22 protein-coding genes and 2 tRNA genes are annotated in these 21,228 nt (G+C 60.8%); 12 read left to right on the top strand and 12 right to left on the bottom strand.

Annotated elements, in window-relative coordinates:
* Window positions 1-204: 204 nt before the first annotated feature.
* The 7 genes from AC1DZ5_RS07180 to hemP are packed head-to-tail and all read left to right on the top strand — an operon-like array spanning window position 205 to window position 5,689.
* Window positions 205-2,358 carry a TonB-dependent receptor gene (locus AC1DZ5_RS07180; protein ID WP_477887507.1) on the top strand — a complete coding sequence of 718 codons (2,154 nt, stop codon included), beginning with the start codon at window positions 205-207 and terminating at the stop codon, window positions 2,356-2,358.
* Window positions 2,359-2,389: 31 nt separating this feature from the next.
* Window positions 2,390-3,073, top strand: a complete 684-nt coding sequence (locus tag AC1DZ5_RS07175) for a Fe2+-dependent dioxygenase (RefSeq protein ID WP_477887505.1) — start codon at window positions 2,390-2,392, stop codon at window positions 3,071-3,073.
* A gap of 50 nt (window positions 3,074-3,123) precedes the next feature.
* Window positions 3,124-3,840 (top strand): energy transducer TonB, encoded by a 717-nt coding sequence (locus AC1DZ5_RS07170; protein WP_477887503.1) that lies wholly within the window; start codon window positions 3,124-3,126, stop codon window positions 3,838-3,840.
* A 27-nt stretch (window positions 3,841-3,867) separates the two neighbouring features.
* Window positions 3,868-4,584, top strand: coding sequence for a MotA/TolQ/ExbB proton channel family protein (locus tag AC1DZ5_RS07165; RefSeq protein WP_477887501.1), 717 nt, complete (start codon window positions 3,868-3,870; stop codon window positions 4,582-4,584).
* Between the two features lie 9 nt (window positions 4,585-4,593).
* Window positions 4,594-5,019, top strand: coding sequence for an ExbD/TolR family protein (locus tag AC1DZ5_RS07160; protein WP_477887499.1), 426 nt, complete (start codon window positions 4,594-4,596; stop codon window positions 5,017-5,019).
* Window positions 5,020-5,031: 12 nt separating this feature from the next.
* A complete protein-coding gene (locus AC1DZ5_RS07155) occupies window positions 5,032-5,502 on the top strand; it encodes a hypothetical protein (RefSeq protein ID WP_477887497.1) in 471 nt (156 codons plus the stop codon).
* Window positions 5,495-5,689, top strand: a complete 195-nt coding sequence (gene hemP, locus AC1DZ5_RS07150) for a hemin uptake protein HemP (protein ID WP_477887495.1) — start codon at window positions 5,495-5,497, stop codon at window positions 5,687-5,689. Before AC1DZ5_RS07155 ends, hemP begins: the two co-directional genes overlap by 8 nt.
* A 70-nt stretch (window positions 5,690-5,759) precedes the next feature.
* Here the strand turns inward: hemP and AC1DZ5_RS07145 are convergent, their stop codons facing one another.
* Entirely contained in the window at window positions 5,760-6,167 is a 408-nt protein-coding gene (locus AC1DZ5_RS07145) for a GlcG/HbpS family heme-binding protein (protein ID WP_477887493.1), read from the bottom strand.
* A gap of 185 nt (window positions 6,168-6,352) precedes the next feature.
* Between AC1DZ5_RS07145 and AC1DZ5_RS07140 the strand changes: the two genes are divergently transcribed.
* Both AC1DZ5_RS07140 and AC1DZ5_RS07135 read left to right on the top strand, forming a co-directional pair.
* The gene (locus tag AC1DZ5_RS07140; RefSeq protein ID WP_477887491.1) at window positions 6,353-7,048 is read left to right on the top strand and encodes a Bax inhibitor-1/YccA family protein; all 696 of its coding nucleotides are present in this window, start codon (window positions 6,353-6,355) and stop codon (window positions 7,046-7,048) included.
* A 118-nt stretch (window positions 7,049-7,166) separates the two neighbouring features.
* Complete coding sequence (locus tag AC1DZ5_RS07135) at window positions 7,167-7,556, top strand: hypothetical protein (RefSeq protein WP_477887489.1); 390 nt, start codon at window positions 7,167-7,169, stop codon at window positions 7,554-7,556.
* A 4-nt stretch (window positions 7,557-7,560) separates the two neighbouring features.
* Here AC1DZ5_RS07135 and rlmD read toward each other — a convergent pair whose 3' ends face one another.
* From rlmD to surE, 5 genes are read right to left on the bottom strand one after another with little or no spacing between them, the layout of a single operon-like run.
* On the bottom strand, window positions 7,561-9,084 hold the full coding sequence (rlmD, locus tag AC1DZ5_RS07130) for a 23S rRNA (uracil(1939)-C(5))-methyltransferase RlmD (protein ID WP_477887487.1): 1,524 nt from the start codon (window positions 9,082-9,084) through the stop codon (window positions 7,561-7,563).
* A 48-nt stretch (window positions 9,085-9,132) separates the two neighbouring features.
* On the bottom strand, window positions 9,133-10,158 hold the full coding sequence (locus AC1DZ5_RS07125; RefSeq protein ID WP_477887485.1) for a sigma-70 family RNA polymerase sigma factor: 1,026 nt from the start codon (window positions 10,156-10,158) through the stop codon (window positions 9,133-9,135).
* A 10-nt stretch (window positions 10,159-10,168) separates the two neighbouring features.
* Window positions 10,169-11,074 carry a peptidoglycan DD-metalloendopeptidase family protein gene (locus tag AC1DZ5_RS07120; protein WP_477887483.1) on the bottom strand — a complete coding sequence of 302 codons (906 nt, stop codon included), beginning with the start codon at window positions 11,072-11,074 and terminating at the stop codon, window positions 10,169-10,171.
* Between the two features lie 14 nt (window positions 11,075-11,088).
* Complete coding sequence (locus AC1DZ5_RS07115) at window positions 11,089-11,949, bottom strand: protein-L-isoaspartate(D-aspartate) O-methyltransferase (protein ID WP_477887481.1); 861 nt, start codon at window positions 11,947-11,949, stop codon at window positions 11,089-11,091.
* Entirely contained in the window at window positions 11,946-12,719 is a 774-nt protein-coding gene (gene surE, locus AC1DZ5_RS07110; protein WP_477887479.1) for a 5'/3'-nucleotidase SurE, read from the bottom strand. The genes AC1DZ5_RS07115 and surE overlap by 4 nt, the downstream gene beginning before the upstream one ends.
* A 112-nt stretch (window positions 12,720-12,831) precedes the next feature.
* Between surE and AC1DZ5_RS07105 the strand changes: the two genes are divergently transcribed.
* Window positions 12,832-13,806, top strand: coding sequence for an NADPH:quinone oxidoreductase family protein (locus tag AC1DZ5_RS07105; RefSeq protein ID WP_477887477.1), 975 nt, complete (start codon window positions 12,832-12,834; stop codon window positions 13,804-13,806).
* 84 nt (window positions 13,807-13,890) lie between these two features.
* Here the strand turns inward: AC1DZ5_RS07105 and AC1DZ5_RS07100 are convergent.
* From AC1DZ5_RS07100 to uvrC, 6 genes are all read right to left on the bottom strand, one after another.
* Window positions 13,891-13,966, bottom strand: a tRNA-His gene (locus AC1DZ5_RS07100).
* A 33-nt stretch (window positions 13,967-13,999) separates the two neighbouring features.
* Entirely contained in the window at window positions 14,000-15,928 is a 1,929-nt protein-coding gene (locus tag AC1DZ5_RS07095; protein WP_477887475.1) for a peptidylprolyl isomerase, read from the bottom strand.
* Between the two features lie 64 nt (window positions 15,929-15,992).
* A tRNA-Val gene (locus AC1DZ5_RS07090) sits at window positions 15,993-16,068 on the bottom strand.
* Between the two features lie 16 nt (window positions 16,069-16,084).
* On the bottom strand, window positions 16,085-16,357 hold the full coding sequence (locus AC1DZ5_RS07085; RefSeq protein WP_066709320.1) for an HU family DNA-binding protein: 273 nt from the start codon (window positions 16,355-16,357) through the stop codon (window positions 16,085-16,087).
* Between the two features lie 334 nt (window positions 16,358-16,691).
* Entirely contained in the window at window positions 16,692-17,267 is a 576-nt protein-coding gene (gene pgsA / locus AC1DZ5_RS07080; protein ID WP_310338678.1) for a CDP-diacylglycerol--glycerol-3-phosphate 3-phosphatidyltransferase, read from the bottom strand.
* A gap of 18 nt (window positions 17,268-17,285) precedes the next feature.
* Complete coding sequence (uvrC, locus tag AC1DZ5_RS07075) at window positions 17,286-19,271, bottom strand: excinuclease ABC subunit UvrC (RefSeq protein WP_477887472.1); 1,986 nt, start codon at window positions 19,269-19,271, stop codon at window positions 17,286-17,288.
* Between the two features lie 57 nt (window positions 19,272-19,328).
* Between uvrC and earP the strand changes: the two genes are divergently transcribed.
* Together earP and efp are read left to right on the top strand one after the other, a co-directional pair.
* On the top strand, window positions 19,329-20,468 hold the full coding sequence (gene earP, locus AC1DZ5_RS07070; RefSeq protein ID WP_477887470.1) for an elongation factor P maturation arginine rhamnosyltransferase EarP: 1,140 nt from the start codon (window positions 19,329-19,331) through the stop codon (window positions 20,466-20,468).
* Between the two features lie 106 nt (window positions 20,469-20,574).
* The gene (efp, locus tag AC1DZ5_RS07065; RefSeq protein WP_105260659.1) at window positions 20,575-21,129 is read left to right on the top strand and encodes an elongation factor P; all 555 of its coding nucleotides are present in this window, start codon (window positions 20,575-20,577) and stop codon (window positions 21,127-21,129) included.
* Window positions 21,130-21,228 lie beyond the last annotated feature (99 nt).

Genomic DNA, 21,228 nt, shown 5'->3' with positions numbered 1-21,228 from the left:
CAAGAACGCTTCTTGTTTACACCCCGTTAATTTGATAGCAAGCCACATCAGGCCCCCTTTGCGGGCGCGTGACATAGCCAGCCAGCCCTCCACTCAGACGACTTAGCCGCTATGCCCAAACTTGCCTCTGCTATTCCCGCCCATCCCACCATATCGTCCGCCGCTCCGTTACTACCCCTGGGTGCCATGTTGTTAGCCGGCTCTATGAACGCACTGGCCCAGCAAGCCGATGATGCCGAGGTCAAAACCCTCAAACCCGTCACGATTACTGAAAAGGCCGAAGCTGCGGAGGGCAAGGATTCAGTCCGAGCCACTACGACATCCATTGGCAAAGGCAAACAAGACCTGCGTGACATTCCTCAGTCCATCACAGTGGTGACAGAAAAGCTGATGGATGACCGGGCACAAGAAACCCTGAAGGAGGTATTGCACAACACCGCAGGTGTTACGTTCCAAGCCGCCGAGGGTGGAGAAGAAGATATCCGCCTGCGTGGTTTTTCACTGGCAACTACAGGCGACATTTTTTTGGATGGATTGCGCGACCCGGCTTTTTACGACCGCGACACGTTCAACAATGACCGTATTGAGTTGCTGCGCGGTTCCGCCTCCATGCTGTTTGGCCGCGGCTCTACCGGCGGTGCCGTAAATCAAGTGAGCAAACAGGCTCGTGCCATTGATGACAGCGAGGTGACCACAGCAGTTGGGAGCTATAACTACTACCGTGTTGCCGGTGATTTCAATATCAAAACCGGTGAAGATTCAGGTTTGCGCATCAATGCAATGACCACCAAGGCGGATAACAACGGTGCTGGCGCCAAAGTTGACAAAAAAGGGCTCGCCGCAAACTATCGCTTTGGCATCGGTACTGCCGATGAATTCTCTGTCAGTGTGTATTCCTTGGACAATAACAACGGGATGAACCTTGGCGTACCTTGGCTGCTGGCCGCACCAGGTGCGTCTGAACGTGTCATGTTGAATGTCAATCCTTCCAACAACTATGGTTTGGCCAGCGACTACAACAGAAGCACGGCCAACCACTTGACACTCGGCCATACGCACCGCTTCGACGACGACAGCGAGCTCAAAACCCAAATCCGCAACGGTGTGTACACCCGGGATATGCGCACGGACACACTGAACTACGCCGCAGGTACCAACGCCGGAAACGTCTCCGACTCCACCGTACTGAACCACAGCAATAACAACGGTCGGAACAAGATTCAGGACTTCCACGGAACTTATGCGCAAAGCGACTACAGCAACAAGTTCACCGCTTTGGGATACAAGCACGAATTGCTGACCGGCATTGACTTGGCCGTGGAAGCCAAAAATAGCTATACCCCTGTAGGTACGTCGAACAAGGCTGCAACCACTGTAGGGACACCCAACACCAATGCGTCTTATAACGAAAGTGCTCGTCCCATTGCAAAGTCTGGCGTTTTCGAAGCGGACAACATAGGCCTATACGCCCAGGATCTGGTTCAAGTGGCGGAACATTGGAAACTTCTGGGTGGGCTTCGCTATGACCGTATGCGCGGTAACTTTGCAAGTTACGACACAGCAACAGGCAAGATGAGTGGCGCATTTGACCAAACCATTGGCGACTGGAGCCAACGTCTAGGCGCGCTGTACCAACCTAACGAGTTGACCTCTTACCACTTTTCCTACGGCACGTCCTTCAATACCTCCGCAGACACATACTCTTACGCTGCGAATACCGCAAATGCTGCTCCAGAACAAAGCCGCAATATTGAACTGGGAGCCAAGCTTGATAGCGCAGACAAGCGTTTCAGCACGCGTTGGGCGGTATTCCACTCTACAAAATTCAACGAACGCAACACAGATCCAGACTCTGCAGCGGCAACCCAACTGCTATCGGGCCGCCGCACCACTGCGGGGATAGAGCTTGATATTTCTGGCATGTTGACCAACAAGTGGGAAGTGTTCGGCTCATATATGTGGATGCCCCATGCACGTGTTGACTCTGCCGCACCATGTCCAACTACAGGAAATTGCACGCAGGCTGCCAACAGCACCAATGCCGAAGGTTCACGTCCAGGTTTGACACCTGTACATAGCGGTACCGTGTGGAGCACTTATCAACTTACTCCTGAATTTCGTTTTGGTGGCGGCATCAACTTCCGCAGTGAGGAATACGCCAACACGAATCGCGACGTTCAAACGCGCCCCTATGCAACGCTCGATTTGATGACTGAATACAAGTTTTCCGAGAAAGTCACGCTCAAAGGAAACTTGATTAACGTGACCGACAAACTGTATGCCGACGCTGTTTACAACGGCCACTATCTCCCAGGCTCCGGTCGTAACTTGCAAGTCTCATTGAACATCAAGTTCTAAGGCCTTCCATCCCCAAAAGCTAGCCGCCGCCATGCTCCTACACCTGCCCGACATCCTGAACCCAGAGGAAATTGCCCAAGCCCAAACCCTGTTGGCCACCGCCCCCTGGGTGGATGGCAAAGCGGGTGCGGGAGAGCAGGCCAAGCAGGTCAAGAACAACGAGCAACTGGACCACGACTGCGAAGCTGCGCGCACCATCCGCGCGATGGTGCTGCGCGCGTTGGACCGCAGCCCCACATTTTTCTCGGCCACGCTGCCCAAGAAAGTGTTTCCGCCGCGCCTGAACCGCTATGGCGGTGACAGCAATTTTTATGGCAACCACGTCGATGGCTCGGTGCGCTACACACCGGGCACCGGCGAGCGCGTGCGCACCGATGTGTCATGCACCTTGTTCCTGTCCAACCCGGAAGACTACGACGGTGGCGAGCTGTGCATTGCCGACACCTACGGCGAACAGGCGGTGAAACTGCCTGCGGGCCATATGGTGCTGTACCCCGGCACCAGCCTGCATCAGGTGAAACCAGTCACACGGGGCCGCCGCATGGCCTGCTTTTTCTGGATTGAGAGCATGGTGCGCAGCGATGAGCAGCGGCGCACCCTGTATGACCTGGACATGAACCTGCTGGGATTGCGCCAGCGCCTGGGGGAGTCAGATGAGACCACGGCACTCACCGGCGTGTACCACAACCTGCTGCGCATGTGGGCAGATACCTGAGCCCGCCCAGCGCCGCCCGCCCGATTGCTGTTTTGACGCCTTGCCAAATAATGTCTACCAACGCCCTCCGTTCTTCCAGCGCCCTGCCCGCCATGAGCCGCAACACCACCATCGTCACCAGCGTGATCCTGTTTCACATTGCCGTGCTGTGGGCCCTGCAAGCCGGCCTGCTGCGCCGTGTGGCAGAGGTGATCGTGCCTGCCGAAATTCTGGTGGAGATGATGGCCCCGCCAGCCCCGGAGCAAAAGCCCCAGCCACTGCCGCAACCAAAAGTGCAGGTCAAGGCACCTACGCCCAAGCCCACATTGCCCACACCCACCCCAGCTGTAGCACAGCAGCCTACGCCCACACCTCTTGCCATCGCGCCTTCGGCCAATACCCCTGCACCATCAGAAGCGGCGCCTACCGTAGTAGCGGCAGCCCCGGCCAGCACCAACACCGGTAGCACCTCCAATGCGCCGCCCTCGCCCCCTGCCCCCCCCAAGGTGGAACTGCCGTCCAGCGATGCGGACTACCTGAACAACCCCAAGCCCGCCTACCCCGCCATCAGCAAACGCCTGCACGAAACCGGCAAGGTAGTCATCCGTGTGCTGATTGGTACTGACGGCCAAGCTTCACAACCCACCATCAAAACATCCAGCGGCTTTGAGCGCCTGGACCAGGCCGCCCTAACCACGGTCATGAAATGGCGCTACGTCCCCGGCAAGCGAGGCGGTGTGGCCGAAGCCATGTGGTTTGACGTGCCAGTGAACTGGGTACTGAACTGATTTTTTTGAATTTTTTGGAGTAGTTAAATGGAATCGCAACTCGGACTCATCACCCTCTGGACCCAAGGCGACTGGGTGACCAAATCGGTCGCTCTGCTCTTGCTGGTCATGTCGCTGTCGTCATGGATCGTGATCCTGATCAAGGCGCTGGACATTTTCAAATACAAGTCATTGGGCCAGCGCACCGAAACCTTCTGGCACAGCGAAGACTTCGCCACCGGCATGAAGGCCCTGGGCCAGCAAGATGGCAATCCGTTTGTGGAACTGGCACAAGCAGGCAAAGAAGCCACCGCTCACCACCGGAACACACAAACCCAGCTGCACGACGCGCTGGACATCAGCGACTGGATCAGCCGCTCGCTGCGCAACAGCATTGACGACAGCACCGCCCGCTTCCAAAGCGGCCTGGCCATCTTGGCGTCCGTCGGCTCCACCGCGCCGTTTGTGGGTCTGTTTGGTACGGTCTGGGGCATTTACCACGCGCTGATGGGCATTGGTGCTGCCGGCTCGGCCACCATCGACAAAGTCGCTGGTCCGATTGGCGAGGCGCTGATCATGACGGCACTGGGCCTGGCCGTAGCCATTCCCGCTGTGCTGGGCTACAACGCGCTGGTGCGTGGCAACAAGTCCATCCTGACCAAGCTGAACCGCTTTGCGCATGACCTGCACGCCTACTTTGTGACCGGCGCCCGCGTAGGCAACAGCAATGTCGATGGCAAGGTTGTTGCCATGAAGAAGGCCTAAGGAATACCTATGGCCTTCGGAATGCAAGACGCCACCTCGGACGGTGACTCCGAGGTGATGAACGAAATCAACATGACGCCCCTGGTGGACGTGATGCTGGTGTTGCTCATCATTTTCATCATCACCGTGCCGGTGATGAAACACGCGGTGAACGTGGAACTGCCCACGGCCACCGCCCAGCCCCAGACCACCAAGCCGGAGACCATCCAGCTCAGCGTAGATGCCCAGGGCGCCTATTTCCTGAACCAGAACCCGGTTGCCGTCGACGCACTGCCCGCGGTGCTGCAGGCTGAGGCGGCCAAGGACCCGCAACCCGAGCTGCACATTCGCGGAGACAAGAGCGTGCGCTACGAGTTTGTGGCCCGGGCCATGGGCGCCGCGCAGCAGGCCGGCCTGCGCAAGATCGGCTTCATCACCGAACCCAAGCAACCGTAAGGCTTGCGCACCATGTTGCTCGTGCTGAAAACCCGCTTGGCCTGCTCTGCAGAGCGTTGCTTTGACGAAGTCAAAACAACGCGGCTGCTCAGGCACATCGCCCAGCCGCTGGTGCACTTCACCCCGGTGGAGCCCGCCACGTGGCCGGTGCAGTGGGAAGAGCGCGAGTACAAGGTAGCCATGCATTTCATGGGGCTCATCCCCATGGGCCACCAAATGGTGCGCATCTCGGGCCAGGACCATTCGGCCACGGCCGGCAAATTTTCGGTGGAGCTGCGAGACAACGGTTCCGGGGCGTTGATCGAGCGCTGGGACCACCGCATCTTCATCACGGCGGCTGACGAAGGCTGCGACTACACCGACCAGGTGGACATCCGCGCGGGCCTGCTCACGCCCTTCGTCTGGCTGTTTGCCTGGTACTTTTACCGGCACCGGCAGCAGCGCTGGCAACAGTTGATTCGCAGGAATTTTTCCTATGCCTAACGCCGTCATACCGCCCTCACCCTCTGACTCACAGGCCAACCCGACACAGACAGCGACGCCACCCGCCCAAGGCGTCTTGCAGTCCAGCGAGTTGCTGGGTGCGCGCCAGGCTATCGAGATCGAGCACAACGGCCAACGCTATCGCTTGCAAAGCACCAAGTCGGGCAAGCTCATCCTTACCAAATAGGCGTAAAAATAGCTGCTAGCCCCCGTCGAACGGGCGCAGGCAGCTATGGTTTTGGTAGCAAATGAGAAGATTACAGGCCGATGGCGGCAATGCCAGCCTTGGCAATTTGCGCATCTTCGCTGGACTTCACCCCACTCACCCCCACGGCGCCCAGGCATTGGCCGTCTTTCAGGATAGGCACGCCGCCTTCGAGCATGCCGTCCAGATCGGGCGCGCTCAGGAAAGACACGCGGCCGCCGTTGATCATGTCCTCATAGACCTTGCTCTCACGGCGGCCCAGCGCGGCCGTGCGGGCCTTGGCGGGGGCAATGTGGGCCGAGATGGGCGCAGCACCGTCCAGGCGCTGGTAAGACAGCAAATGGCCGCCATCGTCCACGATGGCGATGCTCACGGCCCAGTTGTTTTTCAGCGCTTCGGCTTCGGCCGCGGCGGCAATCGCTTTGATGTCGGCAAATTCCAGAACAGGCTTGGTTTTCATGGTGTGCACTCTCTGCAGATGGGTAAAAACCCTGAGCATACCGTTTGCGCGGGGCGTTTTGAATGCGCGCAAGGCATAACAGCCCTGCATAAAACCCGGCCAATATGCGGCAAATTCCGGGTCTTGCCCTTGTTAAACCCTAGAATGACTGCATCTGCACATTGCAGTTTTTCTGGAGGATCTTTATGACCGATCGCACAACCACCATGGGCCAAAGCCTGGGCTATGGTGCAGCCAACGCACAGCGCAACAAAGTGCTGCGCAACACCTACTGGCTCCTGTCCCTGAGCCTGGTTCCCACCGTGCTGGGCGCCTGGATCGGCGTGGCCACCGGCATCACCCAGTCCCTGAACGGCATTCTGGGCATGGTCGTGTTCCTAGCCGGCGCATTTGGCTTCATCTACGCCATTGAGAAAACCAAAAACTCCGCAGCCGGCGTGCCCGTACTGCTGGGCTTCACCTTCTTCATGGGGCTGATGCTCTCGCGCCTGATTGGGCATGTGCTGGGCTTCAGCAACGGCGCGCAGCTGGTGTTCACCGCCTTTGGTGGCACCGCAGGCGTGTTCCTGGTCATGGCCAGCCTGGCCACCGTTATCAAGCGTGACATTTCGGGCCTCGGCAAGTGGCTGTTTGTCGGCACCCTGGTGCTGCTGGTGGGTGGCGTGATCAACATCTTTGTGGGCAGCACGGCCGGCATGATGGCCATATCCATGGCTGCTATCGGCATCTTCAGCGTCTACATGCTGTACGACATCAAGCAGATCATCGATGGCGGCGAGACCAACTACATCAGCGCCACGCTGGCTCTGTACCTGGACATCATCAACGTGTTCCAGAGTCTGCTGGCCTTGCTGGGCATCTTTGGTGGCGAGCGCGACTAAGCGTCCATCGCACGCATGAAACAGGCCCTTCGGGGCCTTTTTCTTTGGGCGCGCGGCCTGTACTCCTCAATACGCGCCAAAATCTGCCGATACAAGACCTAGACCACTCCTAGCCTCCATGACCTTACGTCCCCTGCTCCTGACCTTTGTCTTTCTCCTGTCGGGCTGCGATTTGGAGACCCTGCTGGCCGACCCGCGTGTGGCCCAACGTGAAGCCGACGCCAAAGCCATTGGTGGTGCGTGCCGCCACGGGCTGCGTAGTCTGGAAGACTGCTACGCCATGAACGAAAAAGCCTCCAAGGCCGCCGTATTCGCAGGATGGAAGGACATGGACCAGTACATGCGCGACAACAAGATTGAGGGCGTGGCCCCCAAGGGCCTCAAACCGGTGGGAACCGAGGAAGATGTCATCACCGAGCCCAAGGACGACAAGCCCACCGACGATGGCAAGGCCAAGCCCAAGACCAAGTCAGCAGCAAAAACCGCCGACAAGGCCGCGGCCCACTAGGCGTTCACGCTGCGGGCGCTTCCAGCTCAAACACCGCAATGCTCTCCACGTGCGCCGTGTGGGGGAACATGTTGACCACGCCCCCTTTGGTACAGCGGTAGCCCGCCTCGGTCACCAGCACGCCCGCATCGCGCGCCAGCGTGGCCGGGTTGCAGCTCACGTAGACGATGCGCTGGGGTGGCGTCCAGCCCTTGCGCAGCTCGGGCTGCTGGTACAAGGCGGCCAGCGCCTGCACCAGGGAGAACGCGCCCTCGCGCGGGGGGTCCACCAGCCATTTGTCAGCGGCACCATCGCCAATCAGCAACTCGGGTGTCATCTCAAACAGGTTACGCGCTACAAATTTAGTAGCTGCCAGCGCAGGTATTACGGGGGCTAGAGGGCTATTCGGCATTGAACCAGCAACCACATTCAGTGCCAGGTTCTCGCGCGAACGCGCCACCAGCGCCTCGGCGCCCTCCACGCCCAGCACCTCACGCGCCTGTGTGGCCAGCGGCAGCGTGAAGTTGCCCAGCCCGCAGAACCAGTCGATCACGCGCTCGTGTTTCTGCACGGCCAGCAGGCCCAGCGCGCGCGACACCAGCACGCGGTTGATGTGCGGGTTGACCTGCGTGAAATCGGTGGGGCGAAACGGCATGGTGATACCAAAGTCGGGCAACTGATAGGCCAACTGGCCCGTGGTGTGGCCGGGCAGCTCCTCCAGACGATGGATGGTCTCCGGCCCCTTGGGCTGCAGCCACCATTGCAGGCCAGGGTTGATGGCCGCGAACTGGCGTAAGCGTTCCAGATCGCCGTCGGACAGCGGCTCCAGGTGGCGCAGCACCATGGCAATCACCTCGCCTGCGCCGCCATTGGCGCCTGCCGTTGGCGCCATATCGCCCATGGCCAGCTCAATCTGCGCCAGCGTCTCCACCGCATCCATGGACTCGATCAGGCGGCGCAGCGGCACCAGCATGGCACTCACATGGGGTGCCAGCACATGGCATTCCTTCATGTCGGCCACATAGCGGCTCTTGCGCTCGTGGAAGCCAATCAGCACCTGGCCTTTTTTGCGCACATGGCGCACCGACAGGCGGGCACGGTAGCGGTAGCCCCAGGCCGGGCCTTCGATGGGGCGCAGGATGTTGTCGGGTTTGACCTTGCCGATGTGCCAGAGGTTGTCCTCCAACACACGCTGCTTCACCGCCACCTGGGCGCTCACATGCAAATGCTGCATCTTGCAGCCGCCGCAAGCCCCTTCGTGCAGGCCAAAGTGTGGGCAGGCTGGGCGCACGCGCTGAGACGATTCCTGGTGGATCTCGGTCAGCGTGCCTTTTTCAAAGCTGCTTTTGCTGCGGTGGATCTGGGCGCTCACCACCTCAAATGGCAGCGCGCCGTCAATAAACACCACCTTGCCGTCGGGCCGGTGGGCTACGCCCTGGGCTTCCAGGTCCAAGGATTTGACGCGCAGCCAGCCCTCGGGCAGTGCGGGTTCGGTCGGGGTTTCGGGGGAAATAGGGGAAAGGGTGTCGGGGGAAATTACGTCGCTCATGCCTGAATTGTCTCAGGTACGCGCACCGGCCCACGCAGGGGCCACAGGCTACATCAGAAATTCGCGCTTGATGCCGCGGCGGGCCAGGTGGCGCTTGAGCTTGAACAAGGCTTCGTTCTGCACCTGGCGCACACGCTCACGCGTCAGGCCCAGCCGGCTACTGATGACGTCCAGCGTCTCGGGCTCGCGGTCATGCAGGCCAAAGCGGCCCTCCAGCACCTCACGCTCGCGCGGCGAGAGCGTGGCTATCCAGCTCTCCAGCAGCATGTCCACCTCATGCGCCTGGGCCGAGTCCTCGGGGTCCAGCGCCAGCTCGTCCACCAGGCTGTCACCCAGAGAATGCTCGTCGCCTGATGGGTCCAGCGAGGCATCCAGCGAACGCGGCGCCTCGGCCATGGCCAGCAAATCCACAATATCCGACGACTCACGCCCCAGCAGGGCCGCAATGTCTTCCGCGCGTATGCCCTCGGGCCGGCTGGCTACCAAAGCGGCGTCGTTCTCCAACGCCCGGCGTGCGCGCAGCACCTGCTGCACCTCACGCACCACGTTCACCGGCAGCCGCACGGCACGGCCCTGGTACATCAGCGCCCGGTCTACCGACTGGCGTATCCACCAGGTGGCGTAGGTGGAGAAACGAAAACCCCGCTCGGGCTCGAACTTGTCGATGGCGTGCATCAGCCCCAGGTTGCCCTCTTCGATGAGGTCGGACATGGGCACGCCGCGCCCGGTGTAGCCCTTGGCAATGCTCACCACCAGGCGCAGGTTGTGCTCGATCATGCTTTGCCGCGCCGCAAAGTCGCCCGCCCGGGCGCGGGTGGCGGCGGCAAATTCTTCTTCGGGAGTAAACAGTGTGGTGCGGCGCACACCGCGCAGGTAAATGGCCAGCGCGTCGGCTGACTCATCGCCGGGTTGCACCTCGCGGGCCAGGCGTTCCAGCTCTGTGGCCGCTATGATTTCAGGAGCTTCTGGCGCAACATCCATGGGGGCTAGAGCCATATTCAGCTCCAAACCCTGCCCCGCGCTACGCTGGTCGACCGAGGGGTCGATGGGGTGAGCGTTGGGGGGCTTTTTCATACGGGGCCTGCTATCTGCTAGGCAGGTACTTGGCCGGGTCCACCGGCTTGCCTTGCCGGCGCACCTCAAAGTGCAGCTTCACGCGGTCGGCGTCGCTGTTGCCCATCTCGGCAATCTTCTGGCCCTTCTTCACCGTCTGATCTTCCTTGACCAGCAGGGTCTGGTTGTGGGCGTAGGCCGTGAGGTAGGTGTTGTTGTGCTTGAGGATGATCAGATTGCCATAACCACGCAGACCGGCACCGGCATACACCACCTTGCCTTCGCCCGCGGCCAGCACGGGGTCACCCGCATTGCCGCCAATGTCCAGGCCCTTGTTCTTCACTTCGTCAAATCCGGCCAGCACAGCACCGCTACCGGGCCAGATCCAAGCCACCTCATCATCCCCACCCGAAGCAGGCGCAGGAGAAGGTGCCACTGGCTTGGTCGCCGCGGCGGCAGAGGCTGCTGGCGCTGGCGTGGCCGATGAGGACACTGCAGCAGGTGCGGCAGCAGGCGCTGAGGCCGCTGGCAGGGCCGTGGTGGTGGCCACCGGGGCAGCCACGGGTTTGGCCGTGGCCACGGCCGTTTCGCCCGCCACAGGCGCCACCACGCGGATCACTTGGCCCACTTCGATCTTGTTGGGGTTGTCCAGCGCGTTCCAGCGGGCAATGTCTTTGTGGCTTTGGCCCGTTTCCAGCGCGATGCGAATCAGCGTGTCGCCAGGCTTGATGGTGTAGTAGCCTGCCTTGCCCGCATTCTCAAAGCCCGGGGGCTGCTTGACCGCCGCGGTGCGCGCATCCATCACCACCCCAGGCTTGCTACCCGCGGTGTTGCGGTCTTCCACGGGGGCGTGGTTCATGGGCGTTGAGCCGCAGCCAGACAGCACCAGCACAGCCACACCCACCGCAGATCCACCCCATTGACGCATACCGAACATAATTTGATTTCCCTTTAGGCAACGCCTGATTTTAGAGGGACAAAATGCACCGCCTCCAACAGGGTTTGGCGCACCCCCTGCGGGGTCTTGTCCAACACCAACAACGCCTGCCCGCCGCCAGGTCCTGACGTTACCACTGGCGCCACCAGGCGCCCACCCACGGCCAATTGGTCCACCCAGGCTTGGGGCACCGCTTCACCGCCCGCGGCGGCAATGATGGCGGCATAGGGCGCGCCCTTGGCATAGCCCGCCATGCCATCGCCAAACAGCAAATGCGCATTGGCCAGGCGCAGGTGGCGCAGGTTCTCGCGTGCCTTCTCGTGCAGGCCGCGCAGGCGCTCGATGCTGTACACCTCGTCCGCCACCAGGCTCAGCACAGCGGCCTGGTAGCCGCAGCCCGTACCAATCTCCAACACCCGGCCCAGGCGGCCCGTGGCACCGTTGCGCAGCAGCTCGATCATGCGCGACACCACGCCGGGCTTGGAAATCGTTTGCCCCAGCCCAATCGGCAGGCTGGTGTCCTCGTAAGCCTGGTTCACCAGGGCGCTGTCTACAAAGCGGTGGCGCTCAATCGCCCCCATGGCGCCCAGCACCAGCCGGTCTGTCACGCCCTGGCCAGCCAGCTTTTGCACCATGCGCTGGCGCACCGCTTGCGAGTCCATACCATGGCCTTGGGGTGCCTGCGGCAACGGGCTGGGAGCTTTGGCACGCGCTACAGGTGGCAAGGCGGCTTTGGCAGGCGCCGGGGAAGACACCGTCTTCAGCGCCGGTTTGGCCACGGGCGCAGGGGCAGTAGCCACTGCCCCATGCGGGTTGGGCCGCGTCTTGGCCAGCGTGGCGTCCAGCCGGGCGGGGAACGAGGGGCGTTGCTTCATACCGCCACAGGTGGAGCTGCCAGCCGGGACGCGGTCTGCGCCCAGTAGCCCAGGTTGTCGTGGTCCGTCAGGTCTACCTTCAGCGGCGTGATGGCCACATGGCCCTGCGCCGTGGCGTGGAAGTCGGTGCCCTCCGCATCGTCCTTCACCGGGCCGGCAGCACCGATCCAGTACATGGTCTCGCCACGCGGGCTTTGCTGCTGGATCACTTTTTCGGCCGCATGGCGCTTGCCCAGGCGGCACAGCTTCATGCTGCCAATCTCGTCAAACGGCAGGTTGGGAATATTCACGTTCAGCAGCCACGGTGTGGAGGTGATCAGCTGCTGCCGTTGCATGGCGAGCACCAGTTCGCGTGCCTTTTGGGCGGCAGAGGCCAGGTGCACCCAGTCTTTCTCTACCTGTGAGAAGGCAATGGCGGGAATGCCAAACAGAAACCCCTCCATAGCAGCCCCCACCGTGCCGGAGTAGATCGTGTCGTCCCCCATGTTGGCACCGTTGTTGATGCCTGACACCACCAGGTCCGGCCGGTAGTCCAGCAAGCCGCTGAGCGCGATGTGCACGCAGTCTGCCGGGGTGCCGTTCACATAGCGAAAACCATTGGCTGCGCGGTGCACATACAGCGGCGAATGCAGGGTCAAAGCATTCGATTTGGCGCTGTTGTTGTGCTCGGGGGCAATCACCTCGACCTCGGCAATGTCTTTGAGCACCTCATACAGCGCCACGATGCCGGGGGCCTGGTAGCCGTCGTCGTTGGAAATCAGGATTTTCATATTCAAAGGGAGTGTGCGGCCATTGTAGGTTGAGGGTGGTACGCAGGTCGCCCGAGAGACATTTTCTCAAGGGAGCGGGGCCTATGATTTGCCAACTTTTTGGAGACACCCCATGCACGCCTGGCTTTGTGAAAACCCCACCGGCATCGACGCCTTGACGTGGAAAGAACTGCCCACGCCACAACCCAAAGCGGGCGAGGTGTTGCTGGAGATCAAAGCCGCCAGCCTGAATTTCCCCGACATTCTGATCGTGCAAAACAAGTACCAGATGAAGCCCGCCCTGCCCTTTGTGCCGGGCTCGGAATACGCCGGCATTGTGCAAGCCGTTGGCGAAGGCGTCACCCACCTCAAGGTCGGCCAACCTGTGGCCTGTTTGAGTGGCACCGGCGGTTTTGGCACCCACACCATCGCGCCCGCCGCGTTGTGCATGCCCCTGCCCCCCGGCTTCCCCATGGTGGATGCCGCAGCCTTCATCATGATTTACGCCACCTCGTACCACGCGCTGGTGGACCGTGCCCAGCTCAAGGCCGGTGAAACGGTGCTGGTGCTGGGCGCTGCAGGCGGCGTGGGTACCTCGGCCATCCAGATCGCCAAGGCCATGGGCGCACGCGTAATTGCGGCCGCCTCCACGCAAGAAAAATGCGACCTGTGCAAATCGATTGGGGCCGACGCCACGATCAACTACAGCACCGAGAATCTGCGTGATGCGCTGAAGGCCCTGACCGACGGCAAGGGTCCGGACGTCATTTACGACCCCGTGGGCGGCGACTTTGCCGAACCCGCCTTCCGCTCCATCGCCTGGCGCGGCCGTTACCTGGTGGTGGGCTTTGCGTCCGGCCCCATTCCCGCCCTGCCCTTCAACCTGGCGCTACTCAAGGGCGCCAGCATCGTTGGCGTGTTCTGGGGCGACTTTGCGAAGAAAGAACCCAAGGCCAATGCGGCCATGATGGGCGAGCTGGCCCAGTGGTATGGCCAGGGCAAGATCAAGCCCGTGATCGACCGCACCATGCCCATGGCAGAGCTCAAGGCCGCCTACGCCCACATGGGCTCACGTGGCGTGATGGGCAAGCTGGTGATGGTGAACTAGGCGCCAGATAAACCCTGGTTGCACGCTACCAAGCATCCAAAGAAAAAACCCTGCATTCTTGCGAATGCAGGGTTTTTCATATTTTGGGGTGGCTGATGGGGCTCGAACCCACGACAACAGGAATCACAATCCTGGACTCTACCAACTGAGCTACAGCCACCGTAAGCGCATGATTATAACCCGATAAAAAGGCTTATTCCGCAACTGCAGGCGCAGATCCCATGCGCGCCGGTGTCGGCACCTTGATCTGCACCTTGAAACGGTCTTTCAGGGTCTGGTAGTAGGCCTGGCTCTCGGCATTGGCCATCCACTGGGCGTATTGGTTGCGCTCCTGCTTGGCCACGGCGTCGTTCACCGGGTTGCGCGGCAGCACCTTGTTGACCTTAACCACGGCATAGCCTTGGGCACCCAGGTCCACGCCCACCAGCGCGGGCAGTTTGGCAGGGTCGGCACGCAGCGCGGCGTCGAGCAAGGTGCCTTGCACCGGCTGGCCGGGTTCGCGCGACACGGTCACCGCCGCGGGGAAGCTGGCGCTGGTGGGTGTGGCTTGCCAGGCGGCCAATTTGTCGGCGCCCTCTTTCTTCGCCAGCTCTTGCGAACGGCTGGCCACCAGACGCTCGCGCACCTGCGTGCGTACCTCGGCCAGAGGCAAGGTGCGTGCAGGGCTGTAGCTCACCACTCGGGCAGCTGTCAGCTGGCTGGAGCCGGTTTCAATGGCTTCGGTGTTGCGCTTCTTCTCCACTGAGTCGGGGCTAAAGACGGCAGCCAACAGCTTGGGGTTGGCCAACACACCGGTGGCCCCCTTGGCGGGAGTACGTTGCACATTGGCAGCGGTTTTGACTTCCAGCTTCAGACGATCGGCGATGGGCTTGAGGCTGTCCGACTGTTCGTACACGCCGTTGGTAAAGGACTCGGCCACTTCGGCAAATTTGCGCTGGGCTTGTTGCACACGCAGCTCGCTCTCCAGACCGGTACGCAATTCCTCAAAGCTGGGTTGCTTGGGCGCTTTGACGTCGGTGAGTTTGATGATGTGAAAACCAAAGTCGGACTCCACCAAATCGCTGATGTCGCCCTTCTTCATCGCGAACACGGCTTCTTCAAACGGTTTGACCATGGCACCGCGGGCAAAAAAGTCCAGGTCGCCACCGCGTGGAGCAGAGCCCACATCTTGCGAGTTCTTCTTGGCCAGATCCGCAAAAGTGGCCGGCGCCTTGCGCGCCTGCTCCAGCAGTGCCTGGGCCTTTTCCTTGGCCTTTTGGCGTTCGGCCTCCGGCATGGTCTTGGGTGCGTTGATCAGGATGTGGCTGGCGCGACGCTCTTCCTTGCTGCTAAGGCGGCCGGCATTTTGTTCGTAGTAGGACTTGAGGTCCGCCTCGTTCACCGTCACCGTCTTCTTGATGGCATCCACATCCAGCACCACGTACTCGATGTTGGCGGACTCGGTGGACTGGAACAAGGGCGCGTTCGCTTGGTAGAACGCCTCGATGTCGGCATCTGAGGGGCTGACCTTGCTGGCAAAGTCAGCGGGGGCAAAGCGGGCAATCTGCACTTCACGGCGTTCAAAGAAGGCGTTGAGCGCCAAATCGGCCACGGCGTTGGCGGAGAACGCGGTAGACGAGATACCAGACTCGACCTGCATCAGGGTCAGGTCACTGCGCACACGGGCTTCCAGGCCTTCAGGCGTCAGGCCTTGGCTGGCGGCCAACTGGCGGTAGCGTTCGATGTCCATGGTGCCGTCGGGCTTGCGCAGACCGGCGATGGTGGGGTTTTGCTGCAGCTCACGGGCCAGGCGCGCATCCGAGGTGGTGAAGTGTGCATCCTTGACGGCGGCTGCCATCACGCGCTCACGCACCAGGCGCTCCAGCGTGGCGTAACGGGCCTGCGGAGAATCCAGCAATTTAGGATCCACATTCGGCACCGAGGCACGCAGGCGATCGACTTCATTCTTATGGGCGTAGTCCCACTCTTCCTGAGTCACCTTGGCGCTACCGATAGTGGCAACGGTGGCACCCCGGCTCATGCCTTTGTAACCATCCACACCCACCATGACAAACGCCAGGATGATGAGCAAGAACAAAGGTATGGCAATCACCTTGGTGTACTTGCGGACGAAATCGAACATGCGCTAACTCTCCATGAATACAACAAAAAAGGCGAACAATTGTGTTCGCCTTTGCTGGGTGTGGTGGTGGGTGATGACGGGCTCGAACCGCCGACATTCTGCGTGTAAGGCAGACGCTCTACCAACTGAGCTAATCACCCAAACATAAACCTAATTTTAGTTCAGGGCATCTTTCAATGCTTTGCCTGGACGGAACTTTGGAACTTTGGCAGCCTTGATTTTAATCGCAGCGCCGGTACGTGGATTGCGACCCGTGCGAGCAGCACGTTTGCCCACTGCAAAAGTACCGAAACCTACCAGGGAAACAGTGCCGCCTTTTTTCAAGGTGGTCTTCACTGCACCAATGGTCGACTCCAGAGCGCGTGTAGCGGCGGCCTTGGAAATATCGGCATGTTTTGCAATGTGCTCAATCAGTTCAGTTTTATTCACAAAGACCCCTTGTACGGAAGCGAGTTAATCGATTGTCTCTTCAAAATTTTGTTGTACCGGATTGCCTTGCTGCTGGCCTGCGATGAAACACGACCCAAAAACAAAACGGCTTTCAGCGGTAGCAGTGGTCACCGCTGCATTGCATTAAAGCCACGGGCTAATACCGTGTCAATATGCCGTGCAACATTGCGACAGCGCGGAGGCGAATTCTAGACGTAATTTTTTGGAAAACTGCCTGGCAGCGGTAAGTTTTTTTGCAGAGCTACGCTGTCGCAAATGCAACAGGATGTGCTGAATACAGCGCACCGCTTCGGGGCGCAAGGTCTGCGTAAGGCTACTTGGTGCGGGCCCGAATCTCCGGCAAGGCCTTCTGCAAGTAGTACACCATGGACCACACGGTGAGCACCGCCGCAGCCCAGATCAGCCACACGCCCCAGAGGTGGGTGTTGATGATTCCGAACAGCAAACCGTCGAACAGCAGAAAGGGGATGGCCACCATTTGCACCACGGTCTTGACCTTGCCAATCATGTGCACGGCCACACTGCGCGATGCACCAATCTGCGCCATCCACTCGCGCAAGGCCGAGATGGCGATCTCGCGGCCAATGATGATGAGGGCTACAAACACATCAGCGCGCTGCAGGTGCACCAACACCAACACACAGGCGCACACCAAAAATTTGTCAGCCACCGGGTCCAGAAAAGCGCCGAATGATGAGGTCTGGTTCAGCTTGCGGGCCAGGTAGCCATCCAGCCAGTCTGTTGCCGCGAAGACCACGAACATGATGGTGGCCACCAGGTTGCGTTCATAGGCGGACGCCATGGCGTCGGGCAAATAAAAGACGCCCACGATGAGGGGAATCGCGAAAATTCGCGTCCAGGTCATGAGGGTGGGGATGGTCATAAACATGGCGGGATTGTGGCACGGCTAATGCAGCGCCCGGTAGATTTCGTCGGCCAGTTCACGCGAGATGCCGTCCACCGTGGCAATGTCCTGCGCACTAGCCAGTGCCACGCCGCGCACGCCGCCAAAACGCTGCAGCAGTTTGGCGCGGCGCTTGGGGCCGATGCCCGGAATTTCTTCGAGCTTGCCGCCGCCCGTGCGCACCTTCGCGCGCGCCGCGCGCATGCCGGTAATGGCAAAGCGGTGCGCCTCGTCACGGATTTGCGCGACCAGCATAAGCGCTGCGGAATCGGCCCCCAGATAGACCTTCTCACGGCCATCGGCAAACACCAGCTCCTCCAGCCCCACCTTGCGGCCCTCGCCCTTTTCCACCCCCACGATGAGGGACAGGTCCAACCCCAGGCTCTCGAACACCTCGCGCGCCATGGCCACCTGGCCCTTGCCGCCGTCCACCAGCACCAGGTCGGGCAGACGCGCCGTGCCACTGGGTGTGGTTCCCTGGTGCTTAGCTTCGCGCAGGGCTTCAGCCAGTTTGCTGTAGCGCCGCGTCAGTACTTGGCGCATGGCGGCGTAATCGTCGCCTCCGGTGATGCCTTCTATATTGAAGCGGCGGTACTCGCTGTTCTGCATCTTGTGGTGCTGAAACACCACACAGGACGCCTGCGTGGCCTCGCCCGCGGTGTGCGAGATGTCGAAGCATTCAATGCGCAGCGCATCCAGATCGTCCAGTGCGAGGTCCAGCGCGTCTGCCAGCGCGCGGGTACGCGCCTGCTGTGAGCCTTCTTCGGCCAGCAGACGGGCCAGCTGCAGCGCGGCATTGGTCTGAGCCATGTCTAACCACGCGCGGCGCTGTTCGCGTGGCTGGTGCACAGCGGTAACCTTGATACCGGTTTGTTCGGACAGCGCCTGTAGCAGCCCCTTGCTCACCGGCTCGCTGACCACCAACGCGCCAGGCATGGGCACATCTATGTAGTGCTGCGCCAGGAAGGCCTCCAGCACCTGCGCCTCCACAGACTTCTTCGCCTCGCTGTCATCGGCCTCACCCATGACCGTGGCGTCTTCCACATGCACCGGGAAGTAGGGGCGGTCGCCCAGATGGCGGCCACCGCGCACCATGGCCAGATTCACACAGGCCTTGCCGCCTTGCACCTTCACGGCCAGGATGTCCACGTCGCGGTCCGACACGTTGTCCACCGACTGCTGGTGCAACACATTCGACAGCGCCGCCACCTGGTTGCGCAGTTCAGCCGCCTGTTCAAACTCCAGCTTGTCGGCGTGCGCCATCATGCGGGCCTCCAGGCCACGCATCACGTCCTGCGCCTCGCCACGCAAAAAGCGCTCGGCATTCGCCACATCCTCTGCATAGTCAGCAGGGTTGATGTGGCCCACACAGGGCGCAGAGCAGCGCTTGATCTGGTACAGCAGGCAGGGCCGCGTGCGATTGCTGAACACCGAGTCTTCGCAGGTGCGCAGGCGAAACACCTTTTGCATCAGCAGAATGGCTTCCTTCACCGCCCAGGCACTGGGGTAAGGCCCGAAGTAGCGGTGCTTTTTTTCCACACCGCCGCGGTAGTAGGACACGCGGGCAAACTCGACCGGCTGCGGGGGGCGGGGCTTGCCCGATGCATCAGCGGGCACCAGATTTTTCGGAACCGGCGGCGTGCCGGTCATCTTCAGATAGGGGTAGCTCTTGTCGTCCCGAAACAGGATGTTGTACTTCGGGTTCTGCGTCTTGATGAGGTTGTTTTCCAGCAGCAGGGCCTCGGCCTCGGAGCGCACCACCGTGGTCTCCATGCGCACAATCTTGCTGACCATATGGCCGATGCGCGTGCCGCCGTGGTCCTTCTGGAAATAGCTGCTGACCCGCTTTTTCAGGCTGATGGCCTTGCCCACGTACAGCAGTTGGTTGTCCGCGTCGAAGTAGCGGTACACCCCTGGCAGAGACGGCAGGGCCGCCACTTCACGCAGCAGCGCGTCGGAATGGGTTTCTGCGGAGGGAGCTTCAGACATGGGACGCTATTGTGCTTGCTCCTTGAACGCGCTGGCACCGCATGGACAATAGCCGCCATGCAATGGGATATTTTCTGCAAGGTCATCGACAACTTTGGCGACATCGGCGTGTGCTGGCGCCTGTGCGCCGACCTGGCCCGCCTGGGCCACACAGTGCGCCTGTGGGTGGATGACCCCAGCGCCCTGGTCTGGATGGCACCGGGCGCAGCAGAAGGCCAATGGCCCAACGTGCAGGTGCGCGACTGGGCGGAAGTATGCAACCCCACCGTTCTGAAAGAACTACCCCCGGCCGATGTGTGGATCGAGGGCTTCGGTTGCGAGATTGCTCCTGAATTTATAGCTGCTCGCGCAATGGATACGGGGGCTAGTGGCCAAAATTACTTGAAACCTCCAGTGTGGATCAACCTGGAATATCTGTCCGCCGAGGCCTATGTGGAACGCTGCCACGCCCTGCCCTCACCCGTCATGTACGGCCCGGCTCGGGGCTGGACCAAGCATTTCTATTACCCCGGCTTCACCGCACGCACGGGCGGGCTGCTGCGCGAAGCGGACTACCTGACGCGCCAGGCCGCGTTTGACGACGACGCACGCCGCGCCTGGCTGGCGCAGCACAGCATTGCCTGGCAAGGTCAACGGCTGATCTCGCTGTTTTGCTACGAGCCGCCTGCGCTGGTGGCTCTGCTGCAGGGTTTGATAAAGGGCGCCACGCCCACGCTGCTCCTGGTCACGCCGGGCCGGGCCCTGCGTGCAGTGCAATCGGCACTGGCGCAGACGGACCTGCCAACCACCGGTGCTGGCGCACTAGCGCTGCACTGGCTGGAGCCCCTGACCCAGACCGAATTTGACGAACTGCTGTGGGCCTGCGACCTGAACCTGGTGCGCGGTGAAGACTCCCTGGTGCGTGCCATCTGGGCCGGCAAACCCTGGCTCTGGCAGATCTACCCGCAAGATGACGGCGCCCATGCCGACAAACTGAATGCGCTGCTGAACCAGATGCAGGCCCCTGCCTCGCTGCGCGCGGCACAACTGGCTTGGAACGACTTGAATGGCATGGTAGGGCCCAACCAGCCAAGGCTGGATTGGGGCACCTTGCCCCTGGCGGAATGGTCGGCTGCCGCACACGATTGGCGCCACGGCCTGCTGCAAATGGACGACCTGACCAGCCAGCTCACCAATTTCGTGCAGAAAAAAAGATAAAATCCGAGGCTTAGCTGAATTTGCCGCCTGAGTTTTGGGGCAAGTCATGCCCCGCCGCAGACTGCGGCCTACAGTCGCACCACGCGACATTCGTTCCTGCAACCCTATGAAAATCGCTCAAGAAATCCGCGCCGGCAATGTGATCATGCACGGTAAAGACCCCATGGTCGTCCTGAAAACCGAATACAGCCGCGGCGGCCGCAACTCTGCCACCGTGCGCATGAAGCTCAAGAGCCTGATCGCCAACTTCGGTACCGAAGTCGTGTTCAAGGCCGACGACAAGATTGACCAGATCATTCTGGACAAGAAGGATTGCACCTACTCCTACTTCGCCGACCCCCTGTATGTCTGGATGGACGCGGACTACAACCAGTACGAAGTCGAATCCGAAAACATGGGTGACTCGCTGAACTACCTGGAAGACGGCATGACCGCCGAAGTGGTGTTCTACGAAGGCAAGGCCATCTCGGTGGAACTGCCCACCAGCGTGGAACGTGAAATCACCTGGACCGAACCCGCCGTCAAGGGCGACACATCGGGCAAGGTTCTGAAGCCTGCCAAGATCGCCACCGGTTTCGAAATCGGCGTACCAATCTTTGTGGCCCAAGGCGACAAGGTCGAAATCGACACGCGCACCGGCGAATACCGTAAACGCGTCTAACCCACGCCGCGAATAAAAAAGGCTCCTTCGGGAGCCTTTTTTATTGCCACTGACCCGTCCTGAAATGAGTTGACACCTTTTCTCTTCAGAAAGGGCGAG

Source organism: Rhodoferax sp. P1_F3 (assembly GCF_056405715.1).
Note: the sequence above shows the minus strand (reverse complement) of the source record. Positions and strands in the feature narration are given on the sequence as shown.